The organism is Actinoplanes sp. CA-015351 (assembly GCF_050955685.1).
Lineage (GTDB): Bacteria > Actinomycetota > Actinomycetes > Mycobacteriales > Micromonosporaceae > Actinoplanes.
Map to the genome: position 1 here is coordinate 6638235 of NZ_CP192102.1, position 22413 is coordinate 6660647.

Genomic DNA, 22413 nt, shown 5'->3' on the forward strand with positions numbered 1-22413 from the left:
AGGTGAATCAGCGGCCGTTGGCCGCCCGGTACGCGTTGCTTACCTCCTGGGGAATGCGGCCCCGCTCGGAGATTTTGTGCCCGTTCGCGATCGCCCACTCGCGGATCAAGCGGTTCTCGTCGCGCGAACCAGCAGTGCGGGCCGGTGCCAGCGCCCGCGAACCGATTCGGCCACTCGTGGTCCGGCCCAGCCGGGTGCCCGCGGAGATGTACGGGTCCAGCACCTTGCGCAGCTTTCCGGCATTGGCCTCGGAAAGGTCGATCGTGTAGCTGACGCCGTCGAGACTGAACTCGACCGTCCGATCCGCCTTCTTGCCGTCCAGATCGTCGATCAGGGTGGTGATTACCTGCCGCGCCATAACGACTCCCGAGAGATTATTAATCAACCGCGCCCAGTCTCGCTCGGGACTGGCACATGGCGCAACTCCCTACCGCGATCCGGCAATTCTTTCTTTGCTTCTTTACCGAATAGGGACCCGGTAATAGCGCCGAATCGGCGAGAAAACCCGGGTTGACCGACGCCCCGGCTCTCGCGTTAGGGTCTGCCCCATGCGGGACGAGGACGCCGCCTGGCGGGAACAGCGCGAGCAGGCCGTTGCCGGTCGCGCGGCAGCCCTGGAGGCCGACCGCGCGGCGGAGGCACGGCAGGCCTCGGCGCTGCTCGGCGGTTTCGTGGGGCAGGCGCTGGAGCACGGCCTCACTCCGTCCCCGCTGAGTGCCCGTGCCCTGAACGGCCGGGCCACCTATCGGACCCGGGTCAAAGGGTGGTACCTGAAGTCGGACCGTTCGGTCGCCGTCGGCGAGGACGGGGAGTACTACATCCTCTCCGTGCCGTCGTCACTGCGCGCCCGGTTCACCGGCGCCGACCTGTCACCCAGCCGCCCCCGCCTGATCGTCGGCGCGGGCGGCGGCGACGGTGAACCGATCCCGTTGAAGCAGCTGCTCGACCGGCGCCTGGAGGCGGGATCCCGTTGGCCGTGAAGATCCTTGCGGCCCTCAGCGCCACCCTGCTCCTGCTCACCCCTCTTCCGGTCCAGGCAGCGTCCCGAGCTGAGATCCCCTGCCCCAAGCCGAAAATCGCCAAGCCGAGTGCTCCGCCCCGGCCCGTCCCGCCTGCGGAGAACGCCGGACAGATGGTGGTCGGCGGTGACGACCTCGCCACCCACGGCCTGGTCGTGCCCGACGGCGCGAAGAACCCGCCGGCGCTGACCGCGACCACCTGGCTGGTCGCCGACCTGGACACCGGCGAGATCCTCGGCGCCTGCGGCCCGCACGTGCACCAGACGCCGGCCAGCGTGCAGAAGATGCTGCTGGCCGCCACCGCGATCGCCCGCCTCGACCCGAAACAGCAGGTCACCATCGTCCGCAGCGACCTGGACATCGAGCCGGGCAGCTCCGCGGTGGGTCTGGTCGTCGGCGGCAAGTACCCGGTCTCCACGCTCTGGCTGGGCCTGCTCCTCAACTCCGGCAACGACGCGGCGAACGCCCTGGCCCGGATGGCCGGTGGTGGCGGCAAGGACGGCGTCGCCACCACCGTCGGGAACATGAACGCGCTCGCGGCGTCGCTCGGCGCGTACCAGACGCACGCCGTGACGCCCTCGGGGCTGGACGGCAAGGGACAGTTCACCAGTGCGTACGACCTGGCTCTGATCGCGCAGGTGTGTTTCGCCAACGCCGACTTCCGCAAGTACGCGCTCACCAAGGTGGCGACGATGCCGGCGCAGAAGAAACCCAAGGCGAGCGGCTTCCAGTTCCAGAACGAGAACAAGCTGATCTACAACTACGACGGCGCGCTCGGCGGCAAGACCGGTTTCACCACGCTCGCCCGGCACAGTTACGTCGGCGCGGCCGAGCGGGGCGGGCGCCGCCTGGTGGCCACGCTGCTCGGCGCCGAGGCGCGGCCGCAGCGTGGCTGGGAGCAGGGCGCCGCGCTGCTGGACTGGGGCTTCTCACTGCCGCAGGGCACCTCGGTCGGCAATCTGGTGACGCCGGAAGAGGTCGCGTCGGCACAGGCAGGCGAACCGGAGCCCGAATCCGCGCCCGAGACCGCCGCCGGCGAGCCCGCGGCGGCGTCCGGGGACGAGGCGCCGCGCGGCCTGTCGGTGGTCGCCGCGCTCTCGGTCGCCGTGATGCTGGCCGTGGCACCCCTACTGTTACTGCTGATCCAGCGCCGCAGACGCCGCCTGGCACGCTTCTGACTGCCGCCTGGCGCGGCTTCAGCTCAGGATCAGTCCGAGCACCCACACGACCGCGATCCCCAGCGCCGCCGCGAACTCCACCAGCAGCGACAGCCCCACAGCGGCGATCGCCGACCGGGTCGACGGCCACGCCCGCTCCGAGCCGAGCCGTTTCACCTCGACCAGCCAGATGCCGAGCACGAACCCGAGCACCAGCCCGACCACCGGCACCACGAAGAACCCGATCAGCCCGAGCACACCGCCGGCCAGCAGCGCCGAGTTCGGCACCGTGTTGCGCAGTTTCTTCCCCGGCCACAGGAACTTGATCACCAGGCCGGCGCCGGCGATCAGCGTGGCGACACCCAGCACGGCCCACCGGACCCCGCCGCTCCCGCTGCCGAGCAGCGCCCAGAGCAGCACTCCTGACCAGCTCAGCAGCAGTCCGGGGATGACCGGCAGCATGACGCCGATCGCCCCGATCGCGATGAGCAGGCCGGCGAGGATATTGACTGTCGAACCGGTGTCGCTCAGATCCATGCGGCACAGAGTAGAACCCTCAAGCCGCCGGTCCCGCCGCCGATAGCTGGACAACGCCGCGGAAGGCCTGCCGGGTACAACCGGTATGCAACTGTGAGTGACCCGTTCATGCACCCTGCGCTCGCGAATATTTCTCCTGTCAGCCGGTGCCGCAAGGCGCCGACAACAACGGGGGAGACGACATGAACGACGTAGCGATCGCTGCAGACCTTGCCGCCACCACCAGCTCGGTGCTTTCCGCCAAGGAGCAGGAGGAGTTGATCCGTACCAACATGCCGCTCGTCGGTCACCTGGTGCGGGACATGCTGAGCCGGATCCCCAACCACATCCACCGCGACGACCTGACCAGCGCCGGCCTGCACGCCCTGGTCACCGCGGCCCGCGGTTTCGACCCGGAGCGCGGCGTGCCGTTCAACCGCTTCGCCGGAACCCGCATCCGCGGCGCGCTCCTCGACGAGCTGCGCTCGCTGGACTGGGCGACCCGCTCGGTGCGCTCGAAGGCCCGCACCACCGACACGACCCGCCAGCAGCTGATCACCACGCTGGGCCGTACCCCGACTCCGGAGGAGCTGGCGCAGGCGCTCGGCACCACCACCGACGACCTGCAGCGCACCGACACCGACGTGCAGCGCGCCACCGTTCTCTCACTACAGGGCTTCACCACGAGCAGCGCCGATGACATGGTCACCGAGCGCGCCCCGGGCCCGGAGGAGATGCTGCTGCGCCGCGAGCAGATCGGTTACCTGCACCACGCCATCGACTCGCTGCCGGAGCGCCTGCAGACCGTCGTCACCGAGTACTTCCTGCGCGAGCGCCCGATGGCCGACATCGCTGCCGACCTGGGCGTCACCGAGTCGCGCGTGAGCCAGCTCCGCGCCGAGGCCCTGTCGCTGCTCAAGGACGGCCTGAACACCCACCTCAACCCGGAGATGGCGCCGGTTCCGGACAACCCGGAGAGCATCGTGGCCCGTCGCCGCGCGTCCTACTACAACAACATCGCCAGCAACACCACCATGCGCAGCCGTCTCGCGATGACGAACGCTCAGGGCCACACCCGTACCCTCGCCGGCGCCGCCGCGTAACTCACCCTCACTGAAAAGGCTCGGCGTCCCAGAGACGCCGAGCCTTTTCGGGTACGCGTGAACTCAAGCCAGCGTGGAAAGGACTTCGGGGAGTTCGCCGGTGTAGAGGATGCCGAGCCGGCGGGTGGCCCGGGTGACCGCCACGTAAAGGTCGGACAGGCCCCGGGGGCTCTCCGCGATGATCTGGCCCGGCTCCACGACCAGCACCGAGTCGAACTCCAGGCCCTTCGCCTGGCGCACTGTCATCAGCACCACGTGGTTGAGCAGGTCCGGCTGCTCCCCCACGGCCGCTCCGGGGACGGACGCCACCAGGGCCGCACCGAGCGACTCCTCCAGCCCTTCCGGCACCAGGACGCCGAGGCGGCCTTCCTCGATCGAGGCCGCTTCCTTGCGTACGTCTGCGATCAGTTCTTCGGAAAGGGTGACCGGAGGCACCCGGCGCGCCCATGGTGTGACGCCGGCGGAGCGCACCGAGCGAGGCGGCCGCAAGGCCGGGTCGACCGCCGCGAGCACGTCCGCGGCCACCGCCATCACCTCGGCGGGGGTGCGGTAGTTGACGGTGAGTTCGACAAGGCGCCAGCGCTGCGCCACGTAGGGCTCGAAGGCCTGATCCCAGCCGGTGGTGCCGGCCAGCTCGGAGGTCTGTGCCACGTCGCCGACCACGGTCATCGACCGGCTCGGGCAGCGGCGCATCAGCAGCCGCCAGGCCATCGGCGACAGCTCCTGCGCCTCGTCGACGATCACGTGGCCGAACACCCAGGTCCGGTCCGCGGCGGCACGTTCGGCGGCGGTACGCGTGTCGATCACCTCGTGGCGTTCGACGAAAGCGCTCGCGTCGACGACGTCGAGGGCGGAGAGAATCTCGTCCTTCTCGGCGCCCTCGTCCTCGAAGTCGAGCGACCGGGAGCCTTCGACGATCTCCAGCACGCCCTCGGCGTACTCGATCGCGGCGTTGCGCTGACGCTGCTGCTCACGCACCTTGAGGGTGTCGTCGACGCCGAGCAGCTCGGCGAGTTCGTCGAGCAGCGGCACGTCGGCCGGCGCCCAGCCGGACTCTCGCGGGCGCAGCAGCAGCGCGCGCTCGGCCGGGGTGCACCCGGCCGACTCCAGGCGCTCGTCGTCGGAGAGCAGGTCACGCAGCACCTGGCGCGGGGTCAGCACCGGCCAGAACTCGAAGAGCGCCTGCTGCACGTCGACGTCCTCTCGCAGCTCGCGGCGGGTCTCGGCGAGGTCCGCCTCGGAGAGCAGGTTGTCGCCGCCGAGCGGGTCGGCGCCGATCCGCTCGGCGATCTGCAGCGAGAGGGCGTGGATCGCCTCGGTCACGAAGATCTGCCGGGCCACGTTGTGCGGCCGGCCGGAACGGCGGGCCGCGGCGCGGGCCTCCTCCAGCGAGGCGCGTTCGACCCGGACCGGGTAACCGTCGTGGTCGACCTCGACGAACTCGTCCGGAACGGTCTGCCGGTCGGCGACAGCGTTCTCCAGCACGTCGAGCATGTGCAGGGTGCCCTTGAGCGCGGCAGCGGCCGGTTTCTCGACAGCGCGGGCCCGCACACCGGGGAACATGTCGCCGAGCGTCGCCAGCAGCACACCGGTCTCGGCGAGCGACGGCAGCACCTGGGAGATGTACCGCAGGAACGTGGTGTTCGGCCCGAGGATCAGCACGCCGGACCGGGTCAGCTGCTCCCGGTACGTATAAAGCAGGTACGCCGCCCGGTGCAGTGCCACGGCCGTCTTGCCGGTGCCGGGCCCACCCTGTACGACCAGCACACCGGGCAGTCCGGAACGGATCACCTCATCCTGTTCCGCCTGGATGGTCTCGACGATGTCGCGCATCCGGCCGGTGCGGTTCGCGGTGAGCGCCGAGAGCAGCGCCGCCTCACCGGTCACGTCCTCCCGCCCGGTGCCGTCGCCGGCCTCGATGTCGAGCACCTCGTCGTCGATGCCGGTGAGCAGCCGGCCGCGCGTACGCAGGTGGCGGCGCCGGGTGACGCCGTCCGGGTGCACGGCGGTGGCGAGATAGAACGGCCGGGCGGCGGGGGCGCGCCAGTCGACCAGCAGCGGATCCTGATCGCGGTCCTCGGCGAAGAGGCCGAGCCGGCCGATGTATCGAGGGGTGTCCGCGGAGAAGTCGAGCCGGCCGAAGAGAAGACCGTTCTCGACCGAATTGAACTGTGCGAGCTGTTCGGCGTAATGGCTGCGGGTGGCCTCGCGCTGTGCTCGCCCTTGCGGGGTGCCTCCCGCCTCCAGCAGGATCCCGCGCAAACGGCGGTCGGCCTGCTCACGCAACTGATCCAGTCGCCCGTAGAGCGTGGTCAAGTACGCCTGTTCAGAATCGATCTCGGCGTCCGAGCTTGACAAAGTCGCCCCTTTTCGTGCTATCATTCCGGCGCTGGCAACCATTTCAATGGTTGCCATTTTGTGTTTCCGCCAAAGCATTCGGCAAACGACCAGACTAGCCGATGTCAGCTCGGTTACGGCCTGAGGCTTCAGTGTCCGCAATCCGTCTTCGACACGCCGGAGCGTTACGCACGGCGGCCGGCGCCCATTAACCGGGGCATGAACTACACCACCACCCTGACCCGTCGCCTTCCCGCTGTGGCCCTCGCCGCGATCGCCGTTCTGGGCGTCACCTCCGCCTGTTCCTCCGACGAGGCCGAGGCCCCGGCCGGCAACGCCGCGGCGGCGGCCGGTGGCGGCCCGGAGCCGAAGACTGTCGACGGTGCGAAGGCCGCCGCGCAGACGGTCTTCGACCGGTTCAGCGGCGGGGACTTCGCCGGCGCCTGGGAGCTGTACACGGCGGCCGGCAAGGCGGCGATCAGCAAGGCCGACTACATCAAGCTCAACGAGGCCTGCTCCCGCAAGGGTCTCGCGATCCAGCTGACCAGCGCCCGGATGGAAGGCACCGACAAGGCCATCGTGATCGCGAAGCAGCTCGTCGCGGCGCAGTCCTACACGATGGCCTACGAGAAGGACGCCTGGAAGCTGGAGCCGGCCAAGGAGGGCCTGGCGCTCTACAAGCTCGGCGCGGTGAAAGCGATCGCGGTGCAGAAGAAGGCAGGCACCTGCGCCAACGCATGACGCACGGCGCCCGCCGCGAACCGCGGCGGGCGCCGTCCAACCTGAGACGTCTAAGCGGCGACCGGCAAACCTTCCGGACTGGTCAGGGCGAGGCGGGTCCGCAACGTTCCCCGGGTCGCGATCTTCTCGTAGTAAGCGGTTCGCCGGCGGGCGACACAGCCCTCCTTCAGCGGGTTCTGCGCGGCGAGCGACGGCTCCAGGAGCGTGTTCAGCCCGTCACGCATCAGCACCAGCGCCTCGGCCCGCAACTGTGACACTCGTGACTCGCTGACGCCGAGCTCCTCGGCGATCTCCGCCATCGGCCGCTCCTCGAAGAAGTAGCCCTGCACCACCGCGCGCAGCCGCTCCGGCAGCACGTCGACAGCGTTGCGCAGGTAGCCGAGCCGTTCCCGGCGCAGCAGCATCTCCTCGGGCCCGGCGCCCGGCTCGGTGACGATGTCGTCAGCGGTCGCGGTCGCGAAGCCCTGGAGGCTGAAAACGGTCGCGCGGTGCACGTCGTCCTCGGCCGCCTCGATGTCCTCGACAGTGCAGCCGAGCCGTTCCGCCACCTCCTGGACGGTCGGCGTCCGGCCCAGCTCACCGATCAGTTCCTCACGGGCCGTATCGGTACGCCGAGCCCGCTGCCGCACCGAACGACTGGCCCAGTCCAGCCCGCGCAACTCGTCCAGGAGTGCTCCGCGGATCCGGGTCGCGGCGAACCGTGGGAACGGAACGCCACGCTCGCGGTCGAAACCACGAGCGGCCGCCACCAGAGCCGCGTACCCTGCGGAGAGCAGGTCGTCGCGGTTCACATGGGCGGGGACCCGGGCCAGCATCTCCCGGACCAGATGCCCGACGAGCGGCATGTTCGCCCGCACGATGTCTTCGCCACGCCTCTCCACGGCAGGTGCCTCACCGGTCATCAGGGGGTCTCCTCGATCGCCTGCCGGGCGGGGATCCCGGCGCTGAGAAGAAAGATCCGGCCTGTTGAGTGCGGTGAGGTTCGCTATCAGGTGCGAATAGGTTGCGGACCGTACCCGAGTACAATGATCGGGAGCGGCCAGCACTCTTTCACCAGGGCCGCCCTCGGATCGACCACCACGCGCCGCGGCCACCAGTGGCCAGCGCCGGGCTGGACGACCTCGACGACCCTTTGGAGTTCGTAACTTAATGACCACCTTCACCGAGCTCGGCGTGCCCGCCGCTCTCGCCACGGCACTCACCGGTCTCGGCATCACCTCTCCGTTCCCGATCCAGACCGCCACGCTTCCGGACACCCTCGCGGGCCGGGACGTTCTGGGCCGCGGGCGCACCGGTTCCGGCAAGACCTATGCGTTCGTGATCCCACTGGTGGCCCGCCTGGCCGCCTCAGCCCGCAAGCCGCGGCCCGGACGTCCGCGTGCGCTGATCCTCGCTCCCACCCGGGAGCTGGCCACCCAGATCGAGGCCACCCTCAAGCCGCTCGCCGACGCGGCCGGGCTGCGGACCCTCGTGGTGTTCGGCGGAGTCGGCGCCAACCCGCAGATCAAGGCGCTGAAAGCCGGCGTCGACGTGCTCGTCGCCTGCCCCGGCCGGCTCGACGACCACATCCGCAACGGCCACGCCGCTCTGGACGATGTGGAGATCACCGTCCTCGACGAGGCGGACCACATGGCCGACCTGGGCTTCCTCCCGGTGGTCCGGCGGCTGATGTCGCAGACCCCGGCGGGTGGCCAGCGGCTGCTCTTCTCGGCCACTCTGGACAACGGCGTGGACATCCTGGTGCAGCGCTTCATGCGCAACCCGGTGACGCACCATGTCGACTCGGCCGCCCAGGCGCCGGTCGAGATGGACCACCACGTGCTGCACGTCCAGCACGACGACCGGTTCGACGTCCTCGTCGAGCTGCTCGCCGCGCCGGGCCGGTCGGTGGTGTTCACGCGTACCAAGCGCCGGGCCAAGATTCTGACCCGTCAGCTGAACGCCGCAGGTGTGCCCGCGGTCGAGCTGCACGGCAACCTGGCGCAGAACGCGCGTAACCGCAACCTGTCGGCGTTCTCCGACGGCACGGCCGGCACTCTCGTGGCCACCGACATCGCGGCCCGGGGCATCCACGTCGACGACGTCGCCCTGGTCATCCACGCGGACCCGCCGGTGGAGCACAAGGCGTACCTTCACCGCTCCGGCCGGACCGCCCGGGCCGGCGCCCGCGGCACGGTCATCACCCTGATGACCGACGACCAGCAGGCGGACGTGCGCGACCTGACCCGCAAGGCCGGCATCCGCCCGGCCACGCACCGTACCCGGCCCGGCGACACGATCCTGGCGAAACTGGCACCGGGCGAGCGGATCTTCGTCTCCCCCGCCGCCATCTCGTCGGCGCTCGCCGTCGCTGCCGCGGCGTCCGCTCCGGCCCGGGGTTCCTCCGAGCCGGCCGGCGACTCCGAGGCGGGCGCTGGTGCTTCCCGGCGCCGTCGCGGCGGTCGCGGCCGTCGTCCGGCCTCGGCCACGCAGGGCGAGTCCCGCTCCCCGAAGCAGGCACCGGCCAAGGACGGCGCGGGCAAGAGCCAGAACGCCGGCCAGGCACGCAGCGCGAGCTCATCGCGCGGCTCCGGCCAGGCGCGTGGTTCGGCAACCCGCTCGGGTACGCCCCAGCAGCGCCCCGCCTCGTCCGGAGGCGCAGCCGCGTTCTCCTCGCGCAGCGGCGGCCGTCGTTCGGGCCGCTGACCCCGGGTTTCCACATCTCGAACAACCGTGAGCGCCAGCCACCCCGGCCGGCGCTCACGGCCGTTTCCGCCACTCCGGAACAGGGAGCTGGCAACCGCCCGCGCTGCCGCAGCCGATGTGTGGAGTTGGGGTGCGAATCGCGCCTCAACTCCACACGCACGCCGCGAACCGGCCGCCTGTGGCGAATCAGGGTGCGAATCACGCCCTAAATCGACACGCTGGTGGCCCTCGCGCGGCGGTTGCGGACGCGGTGCGGTGCTCAGCCGGCCAGGGCGTGGCCGGTTCGGGCTCGGACCGGGACGGCGTGGATGTCGAGTTCGATGCGTACAGTCCGGGCGATGACGAGCCGGCCCGCGCCCACCCCGGCCGCCACCCGGTCCACCGCGCATCGGGCCACCAGCCGGAACCCGTCACCGTCCGCCTCCGCCGGCGACAGATCGAGGACCACCTCGCAGGCGCCCCCACGGACCGCGAGCACCCCGGTCAGCTGCCAGCCGTGCTCGGTCCGCAGGCATCGGGTGCTGCGGAACCCGATCTCCGGATGATCGGCCGTGTTCAGGAATCTGCGCCCCCGGATGTCCCGGTCCCGGCGCGGATCGTCGGTGGTGAAGCTGGCCGCGTCGAGTTCGGCCGAGGCGATCGAGCGCTCCGGATCCTCGGCGACCGTGACGGTCCCGCCGGTCACCGTCATGGTCCCGGTGACCGGATGAAGACCGAACGCGTGGGTGGCGACGAGCCGGCAGACGGACCGCGCCGGGTCGATGCGGTAGGTGCCGGCGCTGATGTCGATGAGTGTGTTCATGCGGTTCAGCGTGCCGTCGCAGGCCGCGACGGTACTCAGTGCTGGTACTGACTCCCGGCACGCAGCCGGGCCGCCAGCTGGGTCCGGTTGGTGGCGCCGAGCTTCGCGAGCGCGTTGCGGACGTGCGTCTCCACGGTCCGTTCGGAGATGTGCAGCCGGGCGGCGATCTCCCGGTTCGCCAGGCCTTCGGCGGCCAGCTGGGCGATCTCGCGTTCCCGGCCGGTCAGATCGTCGCGGCTGAGCGCGGCGGCGGCTGTGGCGATCGGCCCCAGCCCGAGCCGGCGTGCCGTGGCGAGAGCCTCGGACGCGAGCATCTGGGCGGGACGTCCGTCACAGATCGAGGCGTACGCCAGCTGCGCCTGCGCGACGAACGGCGCCGCGCCGATCCGCTCCTCCATCGCGACGGCGCTGCGGAGATGCCGCTCGGCGGCCGGCCGGTCCCGCAGGAGCGCGGCCATCATGCCGAGCGGCCGGTCGACCGAGCCGTGGCAGGCGGTCATCGTGTTGAGGTACCGACCGGCCATCGGGAGCGCCAGCTCGTAAGCGGCTGCCGCCACGTCTGCCTGGTCCAGCCAGACCGCGATCTCACCGGCACTGAGCAGCACGAACCCGCGCCGGCTGTCCGGCGGCAGGCCGGGCAGCATGTCCCGCAGGATCCGGCAGGCCGCGCCGGCGGTGTCCCGGTCACCGTCGAGCATGGCGAGCCGGGCGATCTGCGCCACCGCGATCGGCTCGGCGGCGAATCCGGCGAGGGCAGCGGGCAGTCCGCCGGGCCACCGCGGAACCCGCCCGGTGAACGGCGCGAGGCAGGCGTGGAACGCCGCGTGCAGTTCGGGGCCGGGCTGCCCGTCGAACGTTCCGGCCAGCGCGAGCGCCTCGTCCGCGAGAACGCCGGCCGCGTCCGGGCGACCGGCCAGCAGCATCCGCGCGGCACGGGCCCGCAGCAGATGCCAGCGCACGACCGGCCGCCCGAGCCGTTCGGCGAGGGCCGCCAGCGCCGCCGTCTCCACGTCGTAACCGGTCAGGTCACCGATGGTGAGCAGCACGTCGAGCCGCCACAGCCGGCCCCAGAGCTCGGCGTCGACCGAACCGCCGCCGTTTGCCAGCCCGAGACTGCGCCGGGCCAGGTCGAGGATCTCCTCGGTGTCGGTCGCGAGGTCGAGCACCTCGTGCCGCGCGTGCACCGCGGCGGCCATCGCGTCGGCGTCACCGCCGGCCTCGGCCAGCGCCACCGCCTGCCTGCTCAGCGGCTCCGCACGGGCATGCCCACCCGTCTCCACCAGCAGAATCGCGTACTGCGCGACAAGCCGCGCCGGAACAACTCCAAGATCAAGATCAAGGTCCAAGCCCATCGGTACGCCGTACAGCGCCAGCGCCCGCTCGCACAGCCGGAGCAGCGACGACGCCACCGGGCCGCCGAATCCGCGTACCGTCAATGCCGCCGCCGCACCCAGATCGGGCCGCCTCGCGGCCTCGGCCACCGCCATGGCCGCGTCGCAGTCGGCGACCGCAACGGCGAGCCGTCCGTCCAGGCAGGCGGCTTCGGCCCGGGCCAGGCGCAGCCACGGGTCGCCCGGGAAGAGGTCGAGGGCCTGACCCAGCCAGGTCGCGGCCGCGCGATGGTCCAGCTGCCGGGTCGCGGCACGCGCCGCCGCTTCACAGGCTTCCTTCGCGGTACGCCGGGACGCCTCGTCCACGGCCGCCCGGACCCGATGACGTGCCGTCTCGTCGGCCCGGGCGCCCGCGACGGTGAACTCCTCGGCGATCCGGGTGTGCGCGGCGATCCGCTCGGCCCGGGACAGTCCGGCATATCGGGCCTCACGGACCAGTTCGTGGGCGAACCGCAGCCGGGCCGGCGCCCACGGATCCTCGACCAGGATCCCGGCCCCGATCGCCTCGGCCAGCAGAGGCTCGATGCCGGCGGTGCCCGCCGCGATCCGGCTCAGCGTCGGCACGTCGACGTCGGTGCCGAGGGCTGCGGCAAGGCCGAGCAGCTCCCGGGTCGGCGGGGTGAGCGCGGCGAGCCGGCGGCCGACAAGTCGCAGCAGCCCGTCCGGCAGATCGACGGCGCCGGCCGGGTGGCGCAGGCGATCGGTCGCGGTGAGCAGCCGGGTCAGTTCCCGGGTGTAGAGCGGATTGCCGCCACCGAGCCGGTGCACCACGGCCGGCCACGAGGCATGCACCGGCGAGCCGGCCCGCTGTGCCAGGTACGTCGCGACGGTCGCCGGATCCCACGGAGTCAGGGTGAGTGACTCGGCGCCGGGCAATTCCACATCGAGGGTACGAGCGGTCGCGATCACCAGCAGCCGGGTGCCGGACACCTCACGGCAGACCAGGCCGAGCAGTGCGAGCGAACCCGGATCGGCCCAGTGCAGGTCCTCCAGCACACAGACCAGGCCACCGCCGGTTTCCGAAGCGGCCGACCGCAACGCCCGCAGCGTGTCCTGCATGACCCGGAACCGGGCGGCCGCCGGGTCCTCGCCGGTGTCGTTGCCGGTGCCGGTGCTGTCGCCAGTGCCGGTGCTGTCCCCGGTTTTCAGCAGATTCGGAGTGAGGCCCGGGACGTCGCTGTCGAGCAGGCGCAGCCACGGCCAGAACGCGGGCGCACCCTGGTCCGGGTCGGCGCGGCCGGTCAGCACCGTGGCGCCGGCCGAGGCCGCGCGGGCCACGGCCTCCTCCACGACAGCCGTCTTGCCGATCCCGGCCTCGCCGGTGAGCAGAGCGATCCCGCCCGTACCGGCGGCGGCATCGGCGCGCAACCGGTCCAGTGCGACCACTTCGGCGACCCGGGCCACCAGCGGAGTACCCATGCGGGCATTCTGCGCCCGATCGGCGGTCCTGACTGTCAGGCCTCCGGCACGCTTACCGAGATCTCGTCCCCCAGGGTGAATCCGGCGGTCAGCTCCAGCTCGTCGCCGGACCAGAAACGTCCCGGGTCGTACCAATTGGCCTTGCGGTTGCGCGGCAGCAAGCCCATGTCCTCGTAGGTCACCGCGACCACCTCGGCGCAGTACGCCTTCTCCAGGGTCGCGTCGCTGACCTCACCCTGCTGCCAGGGCAACCTGATCTGCGGCACCCGGCCGCGCGCCCAGCGGAAGGCGAGCTGCGACGTCGACGGGAACGGCGTGCCGTCGAGGCGGGCCACCGTCTTGAGCGCCTTGTCCTCCATGTCGCGGGTGACGCCGGGCTCGATCTGGCGCAACCAGCCACGCTGGCCGTACCGGCGGGCCCAGACGGTGACGGCGTCGCGCAGGTCGTGCAGCTGCACACCGCGCTGGAAATTGCCGGACCACATGTCGGGCAGCGAGCGGCCCAGCTCGGCGTGCCACATGAGTGGCGGCATGTCCTCGATCACCAGGGACATCCCGACATGGTTCACCGGGCTGTTGGTGAGCGTCTGGATGGCACGATCCGGCCCGGAACGGCCGCGAAAGATCCAGATGTCACCCGTACGCGTCAGGTCGATCGCCTCGTCGAGGCTGAGTTCGGCAACCACGTGTCTATCCTCAGCTGATGCGTTGGTGGAAGGTAGCGGGACTTGCAGGACTGGCCGGAGTCGCGGCGACCGGGGCGGTGATCGCCCGGGCCGAACGACGGCGGCGGGCGTACACCCCGGACGAGATCCGGCAGAAGTTGCACGATCGGGTCAGTGCGGCGGCCGAGCCGGCCACCTCGGAGAAGAACGTCGACTGAGGATAGTCGCCCGGCCCGCCCACAGCAGATCGGCTCACGCCAGATCGGCTCACACCAGATCGGCTCACACCAGGTCGGTGTCGCGCAGCAGGGACCAGAGTCCGGCGCCGTCCGGGGCGGAGAACCAGGTTTTGCCGCCCGACGGCACCATCTCGGCGGTGTCCGGACCCGGGATCGCGCCGGCCAGCACTGCCTGGGTCGGCGAGAGCCGGCGGATCGCGACGGCCGCCACGTTTTCCGGGTGAGATCGCGCGAACTCGGAGTAGATCTCCTGGTCGTGCTGCCCGTCGTCGCCGATCAGCAGCCACCGGATGTGCGGGAACTCCTCGGCGAGCCGGCGCAGCGAGTTGCGCTTGTGCTCCTGGCCGCTGCGGAACCACCGGTCCGGCGTGGGACCCCAGTCGGTCAGCAGGATCGGGCCGGCCGGATACAGGTGCCGGCTCAGGAACCGGGTCAGGGTCGGCGCCACGTTCCACGCGCCGGTGGAGAGGTAGACCACCGGGGTGCCGGCGTGCCCGTTGACCAGCCGTTCGTACAGCACCGCCATGCCGGGCACCGCGGTGCGGGCGTGCTCGTCCAGCACAAATGTGTTCCACGCGGCGAGCAGCGGACGCGGCAGGGTGGTGACCATGACGGTGTCGTCGATGTCGGAGAGGACGCCGAACCGCACGGCCGGGTCGATCACCCGGATCGGCGCGTCGACCGGGGCGGCGCCCTCGGTGAACATCCGGGCGGTGCCCCAGCCGGGCTCCAGGTCGCCCTTGACCTTGCAGTCCACGTAACCGCTGCGGTCGGAGCGGGTCTCGGTCACCGTGCCGCCGAGCTCGATGCGGACCACGGCCCCGCTGGCCGGGGTGGTGGTGAAGCTGCGCCAGCCGCGGACCTTCTCCCGGCGCTTGCTGACCGTGCCGGGGCGGGCCAGCAGGACCCGGCCCATCACGCGGGCCCAGCCGGGTGAGCCGTAACCGGTGTACGCCGTGATGGACGGCTTCCACCCCCGGCCGAGCAGCCGGCGCTCGATGAGGCCGTGGATCGCGTCTTCGACCAGGGCAGCACGATGCATCCGGGTCATGGCCGCATTGGTCGAGGCCCTGTCGCCTGCGGGAGTTACCGTCACCATCGCCTCCTTACCCCAAGACCGCCCGAGGTCACGTTACCCGGGCCGTCTGTACGAGCGTCAGGGAACGGTACGGGCGTCCAGGATGGACATCAGGCAGCCGCCGGGAGTTCCGCCCGGGTCCACTGCTCGGACCACCACTGCTGGTCGGCGGACTCGGAGGCGGGGCCGCGCAGCCGGGCGGAGGCCGCCTCGGCACGCAGGTCACGCAACGTCTCCGCGGCCGCCTCGGCGCCACGCCACGCAGCCTGCTCCCGCGCCACCGCCTTGCGGTACGCCTCGAGCCGGTGCGCCCGGACCGCGCCGTGCAGCACGGCCTCCTGCTGGACCGGGTGCAGGCGCGGGTTCCAGCCCCGGTGCGCGAACACGTCGTTGAGCTGGGCGATCGACAGGTCCTGGGTCCGGCACAGCTCGGTGGCGGCCCGGTGCAGGTACCGCTGCCGGTCGATGTTGTCCCCCGGTTTGCGGCGGCGGCTCATCAGCGGGAACGCCGTGGCCGCGGCGATCCGCCGGGTCTGCAGCTCAGCCTCCTCGTACGCCGCCCAGGTGGCCTCGACCTCCTCCTGTGCGGCCGACCACTCGGTGCGGCGGCGAACCGCTGCCTCGGCGGCCTCGGCGGCGGCGCTCTCCACCTCCGCGGCGTACGGGTTCTCGTCCGGCTCGGGCTGCACGAAGGCCTTGGCGCGGGGCAGCTTGGCGCCGACCACGGCGATGGCCAGCAGAAGGAGGATCGTCACCCAGATAGCGGCGGCTTGCGGCACGGCGCTGAGAAAGCTTTGCAATGCGGAATCCATCGAACACCCCCAAGTAAGACACGACCGGCATCGTCGGGAGCGGACGGCCGGATGGCACGTCCGCGTCTCACCCGGCCGGGGGTGCCCGCGGGCCGGTGGCCTGCGGGAACTCGCCGGCCGGTGTGGCCGTGCGACCCGTGACGGCCGTGACGGCCGTCTCGGGAAGGGCCACCGGGCTCGTCGCCTGCTCGGCCGGCGCCTCGGGGGCGGCGCTGACCGGGGTGGCGGCATCAGGTGCCGCGGCGACGGGTGCCGGCGTGGCCGGGATCACGACGACCGCGGATGCGGGCGCCGCTGCGGGTGGCTGGCCGGTGGAGAGTTGCAGAGTGGCGGCGAGCGCGAGCATCGCCAGGCTGGTGAGGAAACGCAGCAGGCGACGGGCGTCCCACGGACGTCCTTCCTGCTCTTGCGTCACGATCACACCACTCAACCTACTAAAGCGCAGGTGAACGCGCACCGCCTGTTGAGGTCACGGCCACCCGTACGGATGGCACGCGCGGTCACGCGGACGAGGGACGATAGGTGCCATGGACTTGTCAGTGGTGGAGCAGGTGGCTCTTCTGGACGCGTGGATCGCCGAGGGCGGCGTCGCGGTGCTCAGCGGGGCGGGCCTCTCGACCGACTCCGGGATCCCGGATTACCGCGGTCCGTCCGGCTCGGCCCGGCGCGGCTCCCCGATGACGTACCAGACCTTCACCTCGGACGCCCTGGCCCGCCGGCGGTACTGGGCGCGCAGTCACCTGGGGTGGCGCACGATCGGCGACGCACGGCCCAACGACGGGCACCGGGCGGTGGCCCGCTGGCAGTCGTCCGGCCTGCTCAACGGGCTGATCACGCAGAACGTGGACGGTCTGCACCAGGCCGCCGGCGCGCACGACGTGGTCGAGCTGCACGGCAACCTGGCCCGGATCGTCTGCCTGGATTGCCGGGAGCTGACCTCCCGGACCGAACTCACCGCCCGGATGGACCAGGCGAACCCGGACTTCTCGGCGGTCGCTACCGGGATCAACCCGGACGGCGACGTGGAGCTGGACGACGCGGAGCTGACCGGGTTCACGGTGGTGGACTGCCGGTCCTGCGGCGGCGTGCTGAAACCCGACGTCGTGTACTTCGGCGAGACCGTGCCCCCGGACCGGGTCGCCACCGCTTTCGACCTTGTGGAAAGCGCCCGTACGCTGCTGGTTCTCGGCTCCTCGCTGACTGTGATGTCCGGCCGGCGGTTCGTCCTGCGCGCGGTCCGGGAGGGCGTCCGGGTCGCGATCGTGAACCGCGGAGTGACTCGCGGCGAGCCGTACGCGAACATGGTCATCGATGCCCCGCTCGGTGTCGTGCTGCCGAATCTTGCCTCGGAAACCGATAACCACCGATTTGTAAACACAGTTACCGTCTCGAAATACAAATAGATCCCCCGGCACGTTGACGTGACGGCCCTCACTGAGGTTGACTGCCGGAACCGGTACCGAAACCGGTTCCGAAACCTACGGGCAACCACCTGGATACATCCGCGGAGGAGCAGTGCCGATCACGATCGCCGACGTGGCGGCCCGGGCCAAGGTCAGTAAGACCACGGTCTCCCGGGTGCTGAACGGCAAGGGCGAGCTCGACGAGACTACCGCCGCACGGGTGCGCGCGGTGATCGACGAACTCGGCTACGTTCCCAGCGCGCGGGCGGTCAACCTGGCCCGCGGCCGCACCCGGGTGGTCGGCATGCTGGTGCCCTCGCTCACCTGGCCCTGGATGGGCGAGGTGCTGCAGGGCGCGGTCGACGTGCTGGAGGCGGAGAACTACGGTCTGCTGCTCTTCACCTGCAACCGCGGTGACGACTCGATGCGACAGTTCGCCGCTCAGGTCGCCGCGAAATCCTTCGACGGCCTGCTGGTGATCGAGCCGGAAGGCACCCTCGACTACATCGCCACCCTGCACTCCCGGGGTCTGCCGATGGTTCTCATCGACGACCGCGACCAGCTCTCCGGTGGCACGATCGCGACGATCGGCACGACGAACCACACCGGCGCCGCCGACGCCGCACACCACCTGCTCGGGATCGGGCGCCACAAGCCTCTCGTGATCACCGGGCCGTCCCGCTTCGGCTGCACCCAGCAGCGCACCGACGGCTTCGTCTCGGCGTACGCCGGCGCCGGGTTCCCGATCTCGGAGGACCGGGTCATGCTCGGCGACTTCAAGTTCGGGTCCGGGGTGGACAACGTCAACCACGCGATCAAGGCCGGGATCGAGTTCGACGCGGTCTTCTGCCACAACGACCTTTCCGCTTTCGGTGCGATGCAGGCCATCCAGGACAGCGGCCGCAGCGTGCCCGAGGACGTCGCGGTGGTCGGCTTCGACGACATCCCGATGGCGGCGCACGCGAAGCCGTCGCTCAGCACGGTTCACCAGCCTCTGCGGGAGATGGGCGAGGCGGCGGCACGCACGCTGCTGGCCCACTTCGAGGGAGTTCCGCTCCCGAACCGGCCGACGATAATCCCGGCCACCTTCACCGTCCGCAACTCGACCGGCCCCGCTTCGTAACCGGCGTTCCCCATATCCACCGGCCGCTATGACGGCCGGGACACCGCGACACCTATCGACCGGCTGATGCCGGCCGAGCGATGCCGCACGCCTTAGGGCACCCCTCTCACCCCTCTCACCCGGCATTGAATCCTGAGGAGTTTTGCGATGCAGAGAAGGAAACTGTTCGCGGTCGCCCTGGCGGGTGTCCTCGCCACGGGCGGGCTGGCCGCGTGCGGTGATTCACCGAACGACAACGCCAAGAACGCCGGCAACGGTGACCAGGTCGACTTCCTCTCGATCGGTATGCCCAACGGCACGGTGACCGAGAACAACAACCCGTTCGTCGGCACCTCGGCGGGCGCGTCCCTCGGTTACCGCTGGATGATCTACGAGCCCCTCGGCCAGTGGAACAACACCAAGCCGGCCGACCCGCTGACCCCGTGGCTGGCCAGCGAGATCAAGTGGTCGCCGGACTACAAGACCGTCGACCTGGTGATCCGGGACAACGCGACCTGGTCGGACGGCCAGAAGCTGACCGCCGAGGACGTCGCCTTCACGCTGAACCTGGTGAAGAGCAACGAGGCGCTGAACATCTTCGCGATCCCGTTCGACGTGATCACGGTGACCGGCAGCAACGTCAAGGTCACGTTCAAGACCTCGCAGTTCACCACCCAGCACAAGGTGATCGGCCAGATCCCGATCGTGCCGAAGCACATCTGGGAGAAGATCGCCGACCCGGCCACCGACACCATCAAGGAGCCGGTCGGCAGTGGCCCGTACCTCTTGAAGTCGTTCTCCCAGCAGGCGACGATTCTTACCGCCCGAGAGAGCGGTTACTGGGGTGACGCACCCAAGGTCAAGGAGCTGCGTTACACCTCCTACGCGGACAACAACGCGCAGTCCACGGCCCTGGCGACCGGTCAGGCCGAGTGGAGCTTCGTCTTCATCCCGAACTACGAGCAGACGTTCGTGGCCAAGGACCCGGCGAACTACAAGGTCTGGGCGCCCGGCGTGCTCGGCATCCACGGTCTCTACATCAACACCACGAAGAAGCCGTTCGACGACCCGGCCCTGCGCCGCGCCATGAACATGGTCATCAACCGGAACGACATCTTCGTTCAGGCCGAGGCCGGCTACTTCCACCCGGAGATCAAGAGCGTCACCGGTCTGCCCGAGGGCGCCGGCGACGCGTACATCGCCGACGAGTACCAGGGCAAGACCTTCTCGGTCGACGTCGAGGGCGCCAAGGCGCTGCTGGCCCAGTCCGGCTACAAGCTGGAGGGCACGACGCTGAAGGACAAGTCCGGCAAGGCCGTCACCATCAAGCTCAGTGACCCGGCGCCGTGGTCGGACTACCAGACCACGCTCGAGATCATCAAGAGCAACCTCGCCGAGATCGGCATCGCCGCGACGGTCGAGAAGCCGAACCAGAACGTCTGGGACGCGAACATCCAGAAGGGCGACTTCGAGGCCAGCATGCGCTGGACCAACGGAGGCTCGACGCCGTTCGACATCTACCAGACCGTGCTCGACGGCGACCTCTACAAGCCGATCGGCACCGCCGCTCAGCAGGGCAACTTCGGCCGGTTCCAGAGCCCGGAGGCGACCGCCGCGCTGAAGGCGTACTCGAACGCCACCGACGACGCGGCCCGCAAGACCGCGCTCGCCACGATCCAGAAGATCTTCGTGGAGCAGGCCCCGATGCTGCCGGTCGGCTCGGACAACGTCGGCGCCGCGTACAGCACCAAGAACTGGGTCGGCTGGCCCTCGGACGCGGACTCGTACGCGCCCGCGCAGCCCACTCAGGCCGCCGCACTGCAGGTGGTCCTGCGTCTGCAGCCCGCCAAATCCTGATCGCCTGACGGGCGTCCCGGTTCGCCGGGGCGCCCGCTCCTCCTGTTCAAAGGACACCCGGAATGACGTCGATCCCGGAGGCCAAGGCGCCGGCCGACGAGGTGGTGCTCGAGGCGATCGGCCTGACCAAGCACTTCCCCGTCCGCCGGCAACTGCGCGACCTCTTCTCCAACCGGCACGATGCGGTTCACGCCGTCGACGATGTGAACTTCACCCTCCGCCGTGGTCAGGTGGTTGCCCTGGTCGGCGAGTCCGGCTCAGGCAAGTCCACTGTGGCCCGGCTGCTCGCCCAGCTCTATCCGCGTACCGGCGGCGACATCCGGCTGCACGGGGTGTCGACGAAGGTCAAGTCGGGCTCGGCGTTCCGCCAGTACTGCGCCCGGGTTCAGATGATCTTCCAGGACCCGTTCGCCTCGCTGAACCCGGTGCACACCATCAGGTACCACCTGGAACGGTCTCTGAAGATCCACGGCAACGCCGGTGACGATCTCGAGAGCGCGCTGCACGAGCTCCTGGAGCGGGTCTCGCTGACGCCGCCGGAGCGGTACCTGGACAAGTTCCCGCACGAACTCTCCGGTGGTCAGCGGCAGCGAGTGGCGATCGCCCGGGCCCTGGGCGCCCAGCCCGAGGCGCTGCTCGCCGACGAGCCGGTGTCCATGCTGGACGTCTCGATCCGGCTCGGCGTGCTCAACCTGCTGCGTGATCTGAAGGAGCGGCTGAACCTGGCCATCCTCTACATCACCCACGACATCGCCTCGGCCCGCTACTTCGCCGACCAGACAATGGTCATGTACGCCGGCCGGATGGTCGAGGGCGGCGATTCCGAAACGGTCACACAGTCGCCTGCTCACCCGTACACCAGGCTCTTGATCGAAAGCGCGCCCGACCCGGATCGTCTCGCCGGGACCTCCGAAGCCGTAGGCGAGGAGCGTGGCAACGGTGAACCGCCGAGCCTGATCCATCCGCCTGCCGGATGCCGGTTCCATCCGCGGTGCCCGGTCGCGATGCCGCGCTGCTCGACCGACCTGCCGGTCCCCCTGGAGATCGGTGACGTGCCGGGACACTGGGCAGCCTGCTGGCTGTACGACAAGGCCGAGGTGGCGTCGTGAAGTATTTCCTGCAGCGTCTGGCCTTCTATCTCTTCACCGCGTGGGCCGCGATCACGCTGAACTTCTTCATCCCCCGGATGATCCCGGGTGACCCGGTGCAGGCGCTGATCACCAAGTACCAGGGTCAGCTGAGCAGCCAGGCGATCGACTCGCTGTACGTCCTTTTCGGACTCGACAAGGACGCGAACATCTGGCAGGAATACATCGACTACTGGCAGCAGCTGCTCAGTGGCGACCTGGGCCTGTCGTTCACGTTCTTCCCGACGCCGGTCTCCGAGATCCTCGCCAGCAGCCTGCCCTGGACACTGCTGCTGGTCGGCATCACCACGGTGATCAGCTTCTTCCTCGGCACCGGACTTGGCATCCTGGCCGGCTGGCGGCGCGGCTCGTGGGCCGACGGCCTGCTGCCGGTCACCACCTTCCTGTCGTCGGTGCCGTACTTCTGGCTCGGCATCATCGCGATCTACCTGCTGACCGGGCCGGACAGCTTCTTCCCGTCGTCCGGCGGATTCGACAGCGGCCTGGTGCCGGCCTGGGACCAGTACTTCATCCCGAGCGCCATCCAGCACAGCCTGCTGCCGGCCCTGACCATCCTGATCTCCTCGGTCAGCGGCTGGATCCTCAGCATGCGCAACATGATGGTCACCGTCGCCTCGGAGGACTACATCACCGTGGCGCACGCCAAGGGCCTCACCGACCGACGGGTGGCGATGAGTTACGCGGCACGCAACGCGCTGCTGCCGAACGTGTCCGGGTTCGCCCTGTCGCTCGGGTTCATCGTCGGCGGCACGCTGCTCGTGGAGATCGTCTTCTCGTACCCGGGCGTCGGGTTCCAGCTCTTCCAGGCTCTGGGAGCCTCCGACTACCCGCTCATGCAGGGCGTCTTCCTGATCATCACGATCTCGGTGCTGATCGCGAACCTGCTGGCGGACATCGCGTACCTGCTCCTCGACCCGCGCACCCGCAAGGAGGGCTGAG

Annotated in this window: 21 protein-coding genes; 11 read left to right on the forward strand and 10 right to left on the reverse strand. The window is 70.2% G+C overall.

Features of this window, described 5'->3' with window-relative positions; all coding sequences use genetic code 11:
• Window positions 1-7: 7 nt before the first annotated feature.
• Window positions 8-358, reverse strand: a complete 351-nt coding sequence (locus tag ACQP2E_RS30200; protein ID WP_111649460.1) for a histone-like nucleoid-structuring protein Lsr2 — start codon at window positions 356-358, stop codon at window positions 8-10.
• Between the two features lie 190 nt (window positions 359-548).
• Between ACQP2E_RS30200 and ACQP2E_RS30205 the strand changes: the two genes are divergently transcribed.
• Together ACQP2E_RS30205 and ACQP2E_RS30210 are read left to right on the forward strand one after the other, a co-directional pair.
• Window positions 549-980: a hypothetical protein gene (locus ACQP2E_RS30205; protein ID WP_433826330.1), complete on the forward strand. Its 432-nt coding sequence runs from the start codon at window positions 549-551 to the stop codon at window positions 978-980.
• Window positions 971-2197 carry a D-alanyl-D-alanine carboxypeptidase family protein gene (locus ACQP2E_RS30210; RefSeq protein WP_433826331.1) on the forward strand — a complete coding sequence of 409 codons (1227 nt, stop codon included), beginning with the start codon at window positions 971-973 and terminating at the stop codon, window positions 2195-2197. Before ACQP2E_RS30205 ends, ACQP2E_RS30210 begins: the two co-directional genes overlap by 10 nt.
• Window positions 2198-2215: 18 nt before the next feature.
• Here the strand turns inward: ACQP2E_RS30210 and ACQP2E_RS30215 are convergent, their stop codons facing one another.
• Window positions 2216-2713: a DUF456 domain-containing protein gene (locus ACQP2E_RS30215; protein ID WP_433826332.1), complete on the reverse strand. Its 498-nt coding sequence runs from the start codon at window positions 2711-2713 to the stop codon at window positions 2216-2218.
• 182 nt (window positions 2714-2895) lie between these two features.
• Here ACQP2E_RS30215 and ACQP2E_RS30220 point away from each other — a divergent pair, with 182 nt between their 5' ends.
• Window positions 2896-3795 (forward strand): sigma-70 family RNA polymerase sigma factor, encoded by a 900-nt coding sequence (locus ACQP2E_RS30220; protein ID WP_433826333.1) that lies wholly within the window; start codon window positions 2896-2898, stop codon window positions 3793-3795.
• Between the two features lie 63 nt (window positions 3796-3858).
• Here ACQP2E_RS30220 and ACQP2E_RS30225 read toward each other — a convergent pair whose 3' ends face one another.
• On the reverse strand, window positions 3859-6177 hold the full coding sequence (locus ACQP2E_RS30225; protein WP_433826334.1) for a HelD family protein: 2319 nt from the start codon (window positions 6175-6177) through the stop codon (window positions 3859-3861).
• A gap of 174 nt (window positions 6178-6351) precedes the next feature.
• On the opposite strand from ACQP2E_RS30225, the gene ACQP2E_RS30230 reads away from it, so the two are divergent.
• Complete coding sequence (locus ACQP2E_RS30230) at window positions 6352-6873, forward strand: hypothetical protein (protein ID WP_433826335.1); 522 nt, start codon at window positions 6352-6354, stop codon at window positions 6871-6873.
• A 50-nt stretch (window positions 6874-6923) separates the two neighbouring features.
• Here the strand turns inward: ACQP2E_RS30230 and ACQP2E_RS30235 are convergent, their stop codons facing one another.
• Entirely contained in the window at window positions 6924-7775 is an 852-nt protein-coding gene (locus ACQP2E_RS30235) for a sigma-70 family RNA polymerase sigma factor (protein WP_433826336.1), read from the reverse strand.
• A gap of 247 nt (window positions 7776-8022) precedes the next feature.
• On the opposite strand from ACQP2E_RS30235, the gene ACQP2E_RS30240 reads away from it, so the two are divergent.
• Entirely contained in the window at window positions 8023-9558 is a 1536-nt protein-coding gene (locus ACQP2E_RS30240) for a DEAD/DEAH box helicase (RefSeq protein WP_433826337.1), read from the forward strand.
• Between the two features lie 259 nt (window positions 9559-9817).
• On the opposite strand, the gene ACQP2E_RS30245 is transcribed toward ACQP2E_RS30240, so the two are convergent.
• The 3 genes from ACQP2E_RS30245 to ACQP2E_RS30255 are packed head-to-tail and all read right to left on the reverse strand — an operon-like array spanning window position 9818 to window position 13856.
• The gene (locus ACQP2E_RS30245) at window positions 9818-10360 is read right to left on the reverse strand and encodes a YceI family protein (RefSeq protein ID WP_433826338.1); all 543 of its coding nucleotides are present in this window, start codon (window positions 10358-10360) and stop codon (window positions 9818-9820) included.
• A 35-nt stretch (window positions 10361-10395) separates the two neighbouring features.
• Window positions 10396-13170, reverse strand: coding sequence for an ATP-binding protein (locus tag ACQP2E_RS30250; protein WP_433826339.1), 2775 nt, complete (start codon window positions 13168-13170; stop codon window positions 10396-10398).
• A 35-nt stretch (window positions 13171-13205) separates the two neighbouring features.
• Entirely contained in the window at window positions 13206-13856 is a 651-nt protein-coding gene (locus ACQP2E_RS30255; RefSeq protein ID WP_433826340.1) for a hypothetical protein, read from the reverse strand.
• Between the two features lie 17 nt (window positions 13857-13873).
• Between ACQP2E_RS30255 and ACQP2E_RS30260 the strand changes: the two genes are divergently transcribed.
• Window positions 13874-14053 carry a hypothetical protein gene (locus ACQP2E_RS30260; RefSeq protein ID WP_433826341.1) on the forward strand — a complete coding sequence of 60 codons (180 nt, stop codon included), beginning with the start codon at window positions 13874-13876 and terminating at the stop codon, window positions 14051-14053.
• Between the two features lie 64 nt (window positions 14054-14117).
• Here ACQP2E_RS30260 and ACQP2E_RS30265 read toward each other — a convergent pair whose 3' ends face one another.
• The 3 genes from ACQP2E_RS30265 to ACQP2E_RS30275 form a co-directional block, all read right to left on the reverse strand.
• The gene (locus ACQP2E_RS30265) at window positions 14118-15173 is read right to left on the reverse strand and encodes an App1 family protein (protein WP_433826342.1); all 1056 of its coding nucleotides are present in this window, start codon (window positions 15171-15173) and stop codon (window positions 14118-14120) included.
• An 89-nt stretch (window positions 15174-15262) separates the two neighbouring features.
• A complete protein-coding gene (locus ACQP2E_RS30270; RefSeq protein WP_433826343.1) occupies window positions 15263-15907 on the reverse strand; it encodes a hypothetical protein in 645 nt (214 codons plus the stop codon).
• A gap of 124 nt (window positions 15908-16031) precedes the next feature.
• Window positions 16032-16385 carry a hypothetical protein gene (locus tag ACQP2E_RS30275; RefSeq protein WP_433826344.1) on the reverse strand — a complete coding sequence of 118 codons (354 nt, stop codon included), beginning with the start codon at window positions 16383-16385 and terminating at the stop codon, window positions 16032-16034.
• Between the two features lie 106 nt (window positions 16386-16491).
• On the opposite strand from ACQP2E_RS30275, the gene ACQP2E_RS30280 reads away from it, so the two are divergent.
• The 5 genes from ACQP2E_RS30280 (at window position 16492) to ACQP2E_RS30300 (ending at window position 22412) form a co-directional block, all read left to right on the forward strand.
• A complete protein-coding gene (locus ACQP2E_RS30280; RefSeq protein ID WP_433826345.1) occupies window positions 16492-17367 on the forward strand; it encodes an NAD-dependent protein deacetylase in 876 nt (291 codons plus the stop codon).
• A 112-nt stretch (window positions 17368-17479) separates the two neighbouring features.
• On the forward strand, window positions 17480-18490 hold the full coding sequence (locus tag ACQP2E_RS30285; RefSeq protein ID WP_433826346.1) for a LacI family DNA-binding transcriptional regulator: 1011 nt from the start codon (window positions 17480-17482) through the stop codon (window positions 18488-18490).
• 147 nt (window positions 18491-18637) lie between these two features.
• On the forward strand, window positions 18638-20326 hold the full coding sequence (locus ACQP2E_RS30290; RefSeq protein ID WP_433826347.1) for an ABC transporter substrate-binding protein: 1689 nt from the start codon (window positions 18638-18640) through the stop codon (window positions 20324-20326).
• A 62-nt stretch (window positions 20327-20388) separates the two neighbouring features.
• Window positions 20389-21435: an ABC transporter ATP-binding protein gene (locus tag ACQP2E_RS30295; RefSeq protein ID WP_433826348.1), complete on the forward strand. Its 1047-nt coding sequence runs from the start codon at window positions 20389-20391 to the stop codon at window positions 21433-21435.
• Window positions 21432-22412 carry an ABC transporter permease gene (locus ACQP2E_RS30300; protein WP_433826349.1) on the forward strand — a complete coding sequence of 327 codons (981 nt, stop codon included), beginning with the start codon at window positions 21432-21434 and terminating at the stop codon, window positions 22410-22412. The genes ACQP2E_RS30295 and ACQP2E_RS30300 overlap by 4 nt, the downstream gene beginning before the upstream one ends.
• Window position 22413: the final 1 nt, after the last annotated feature.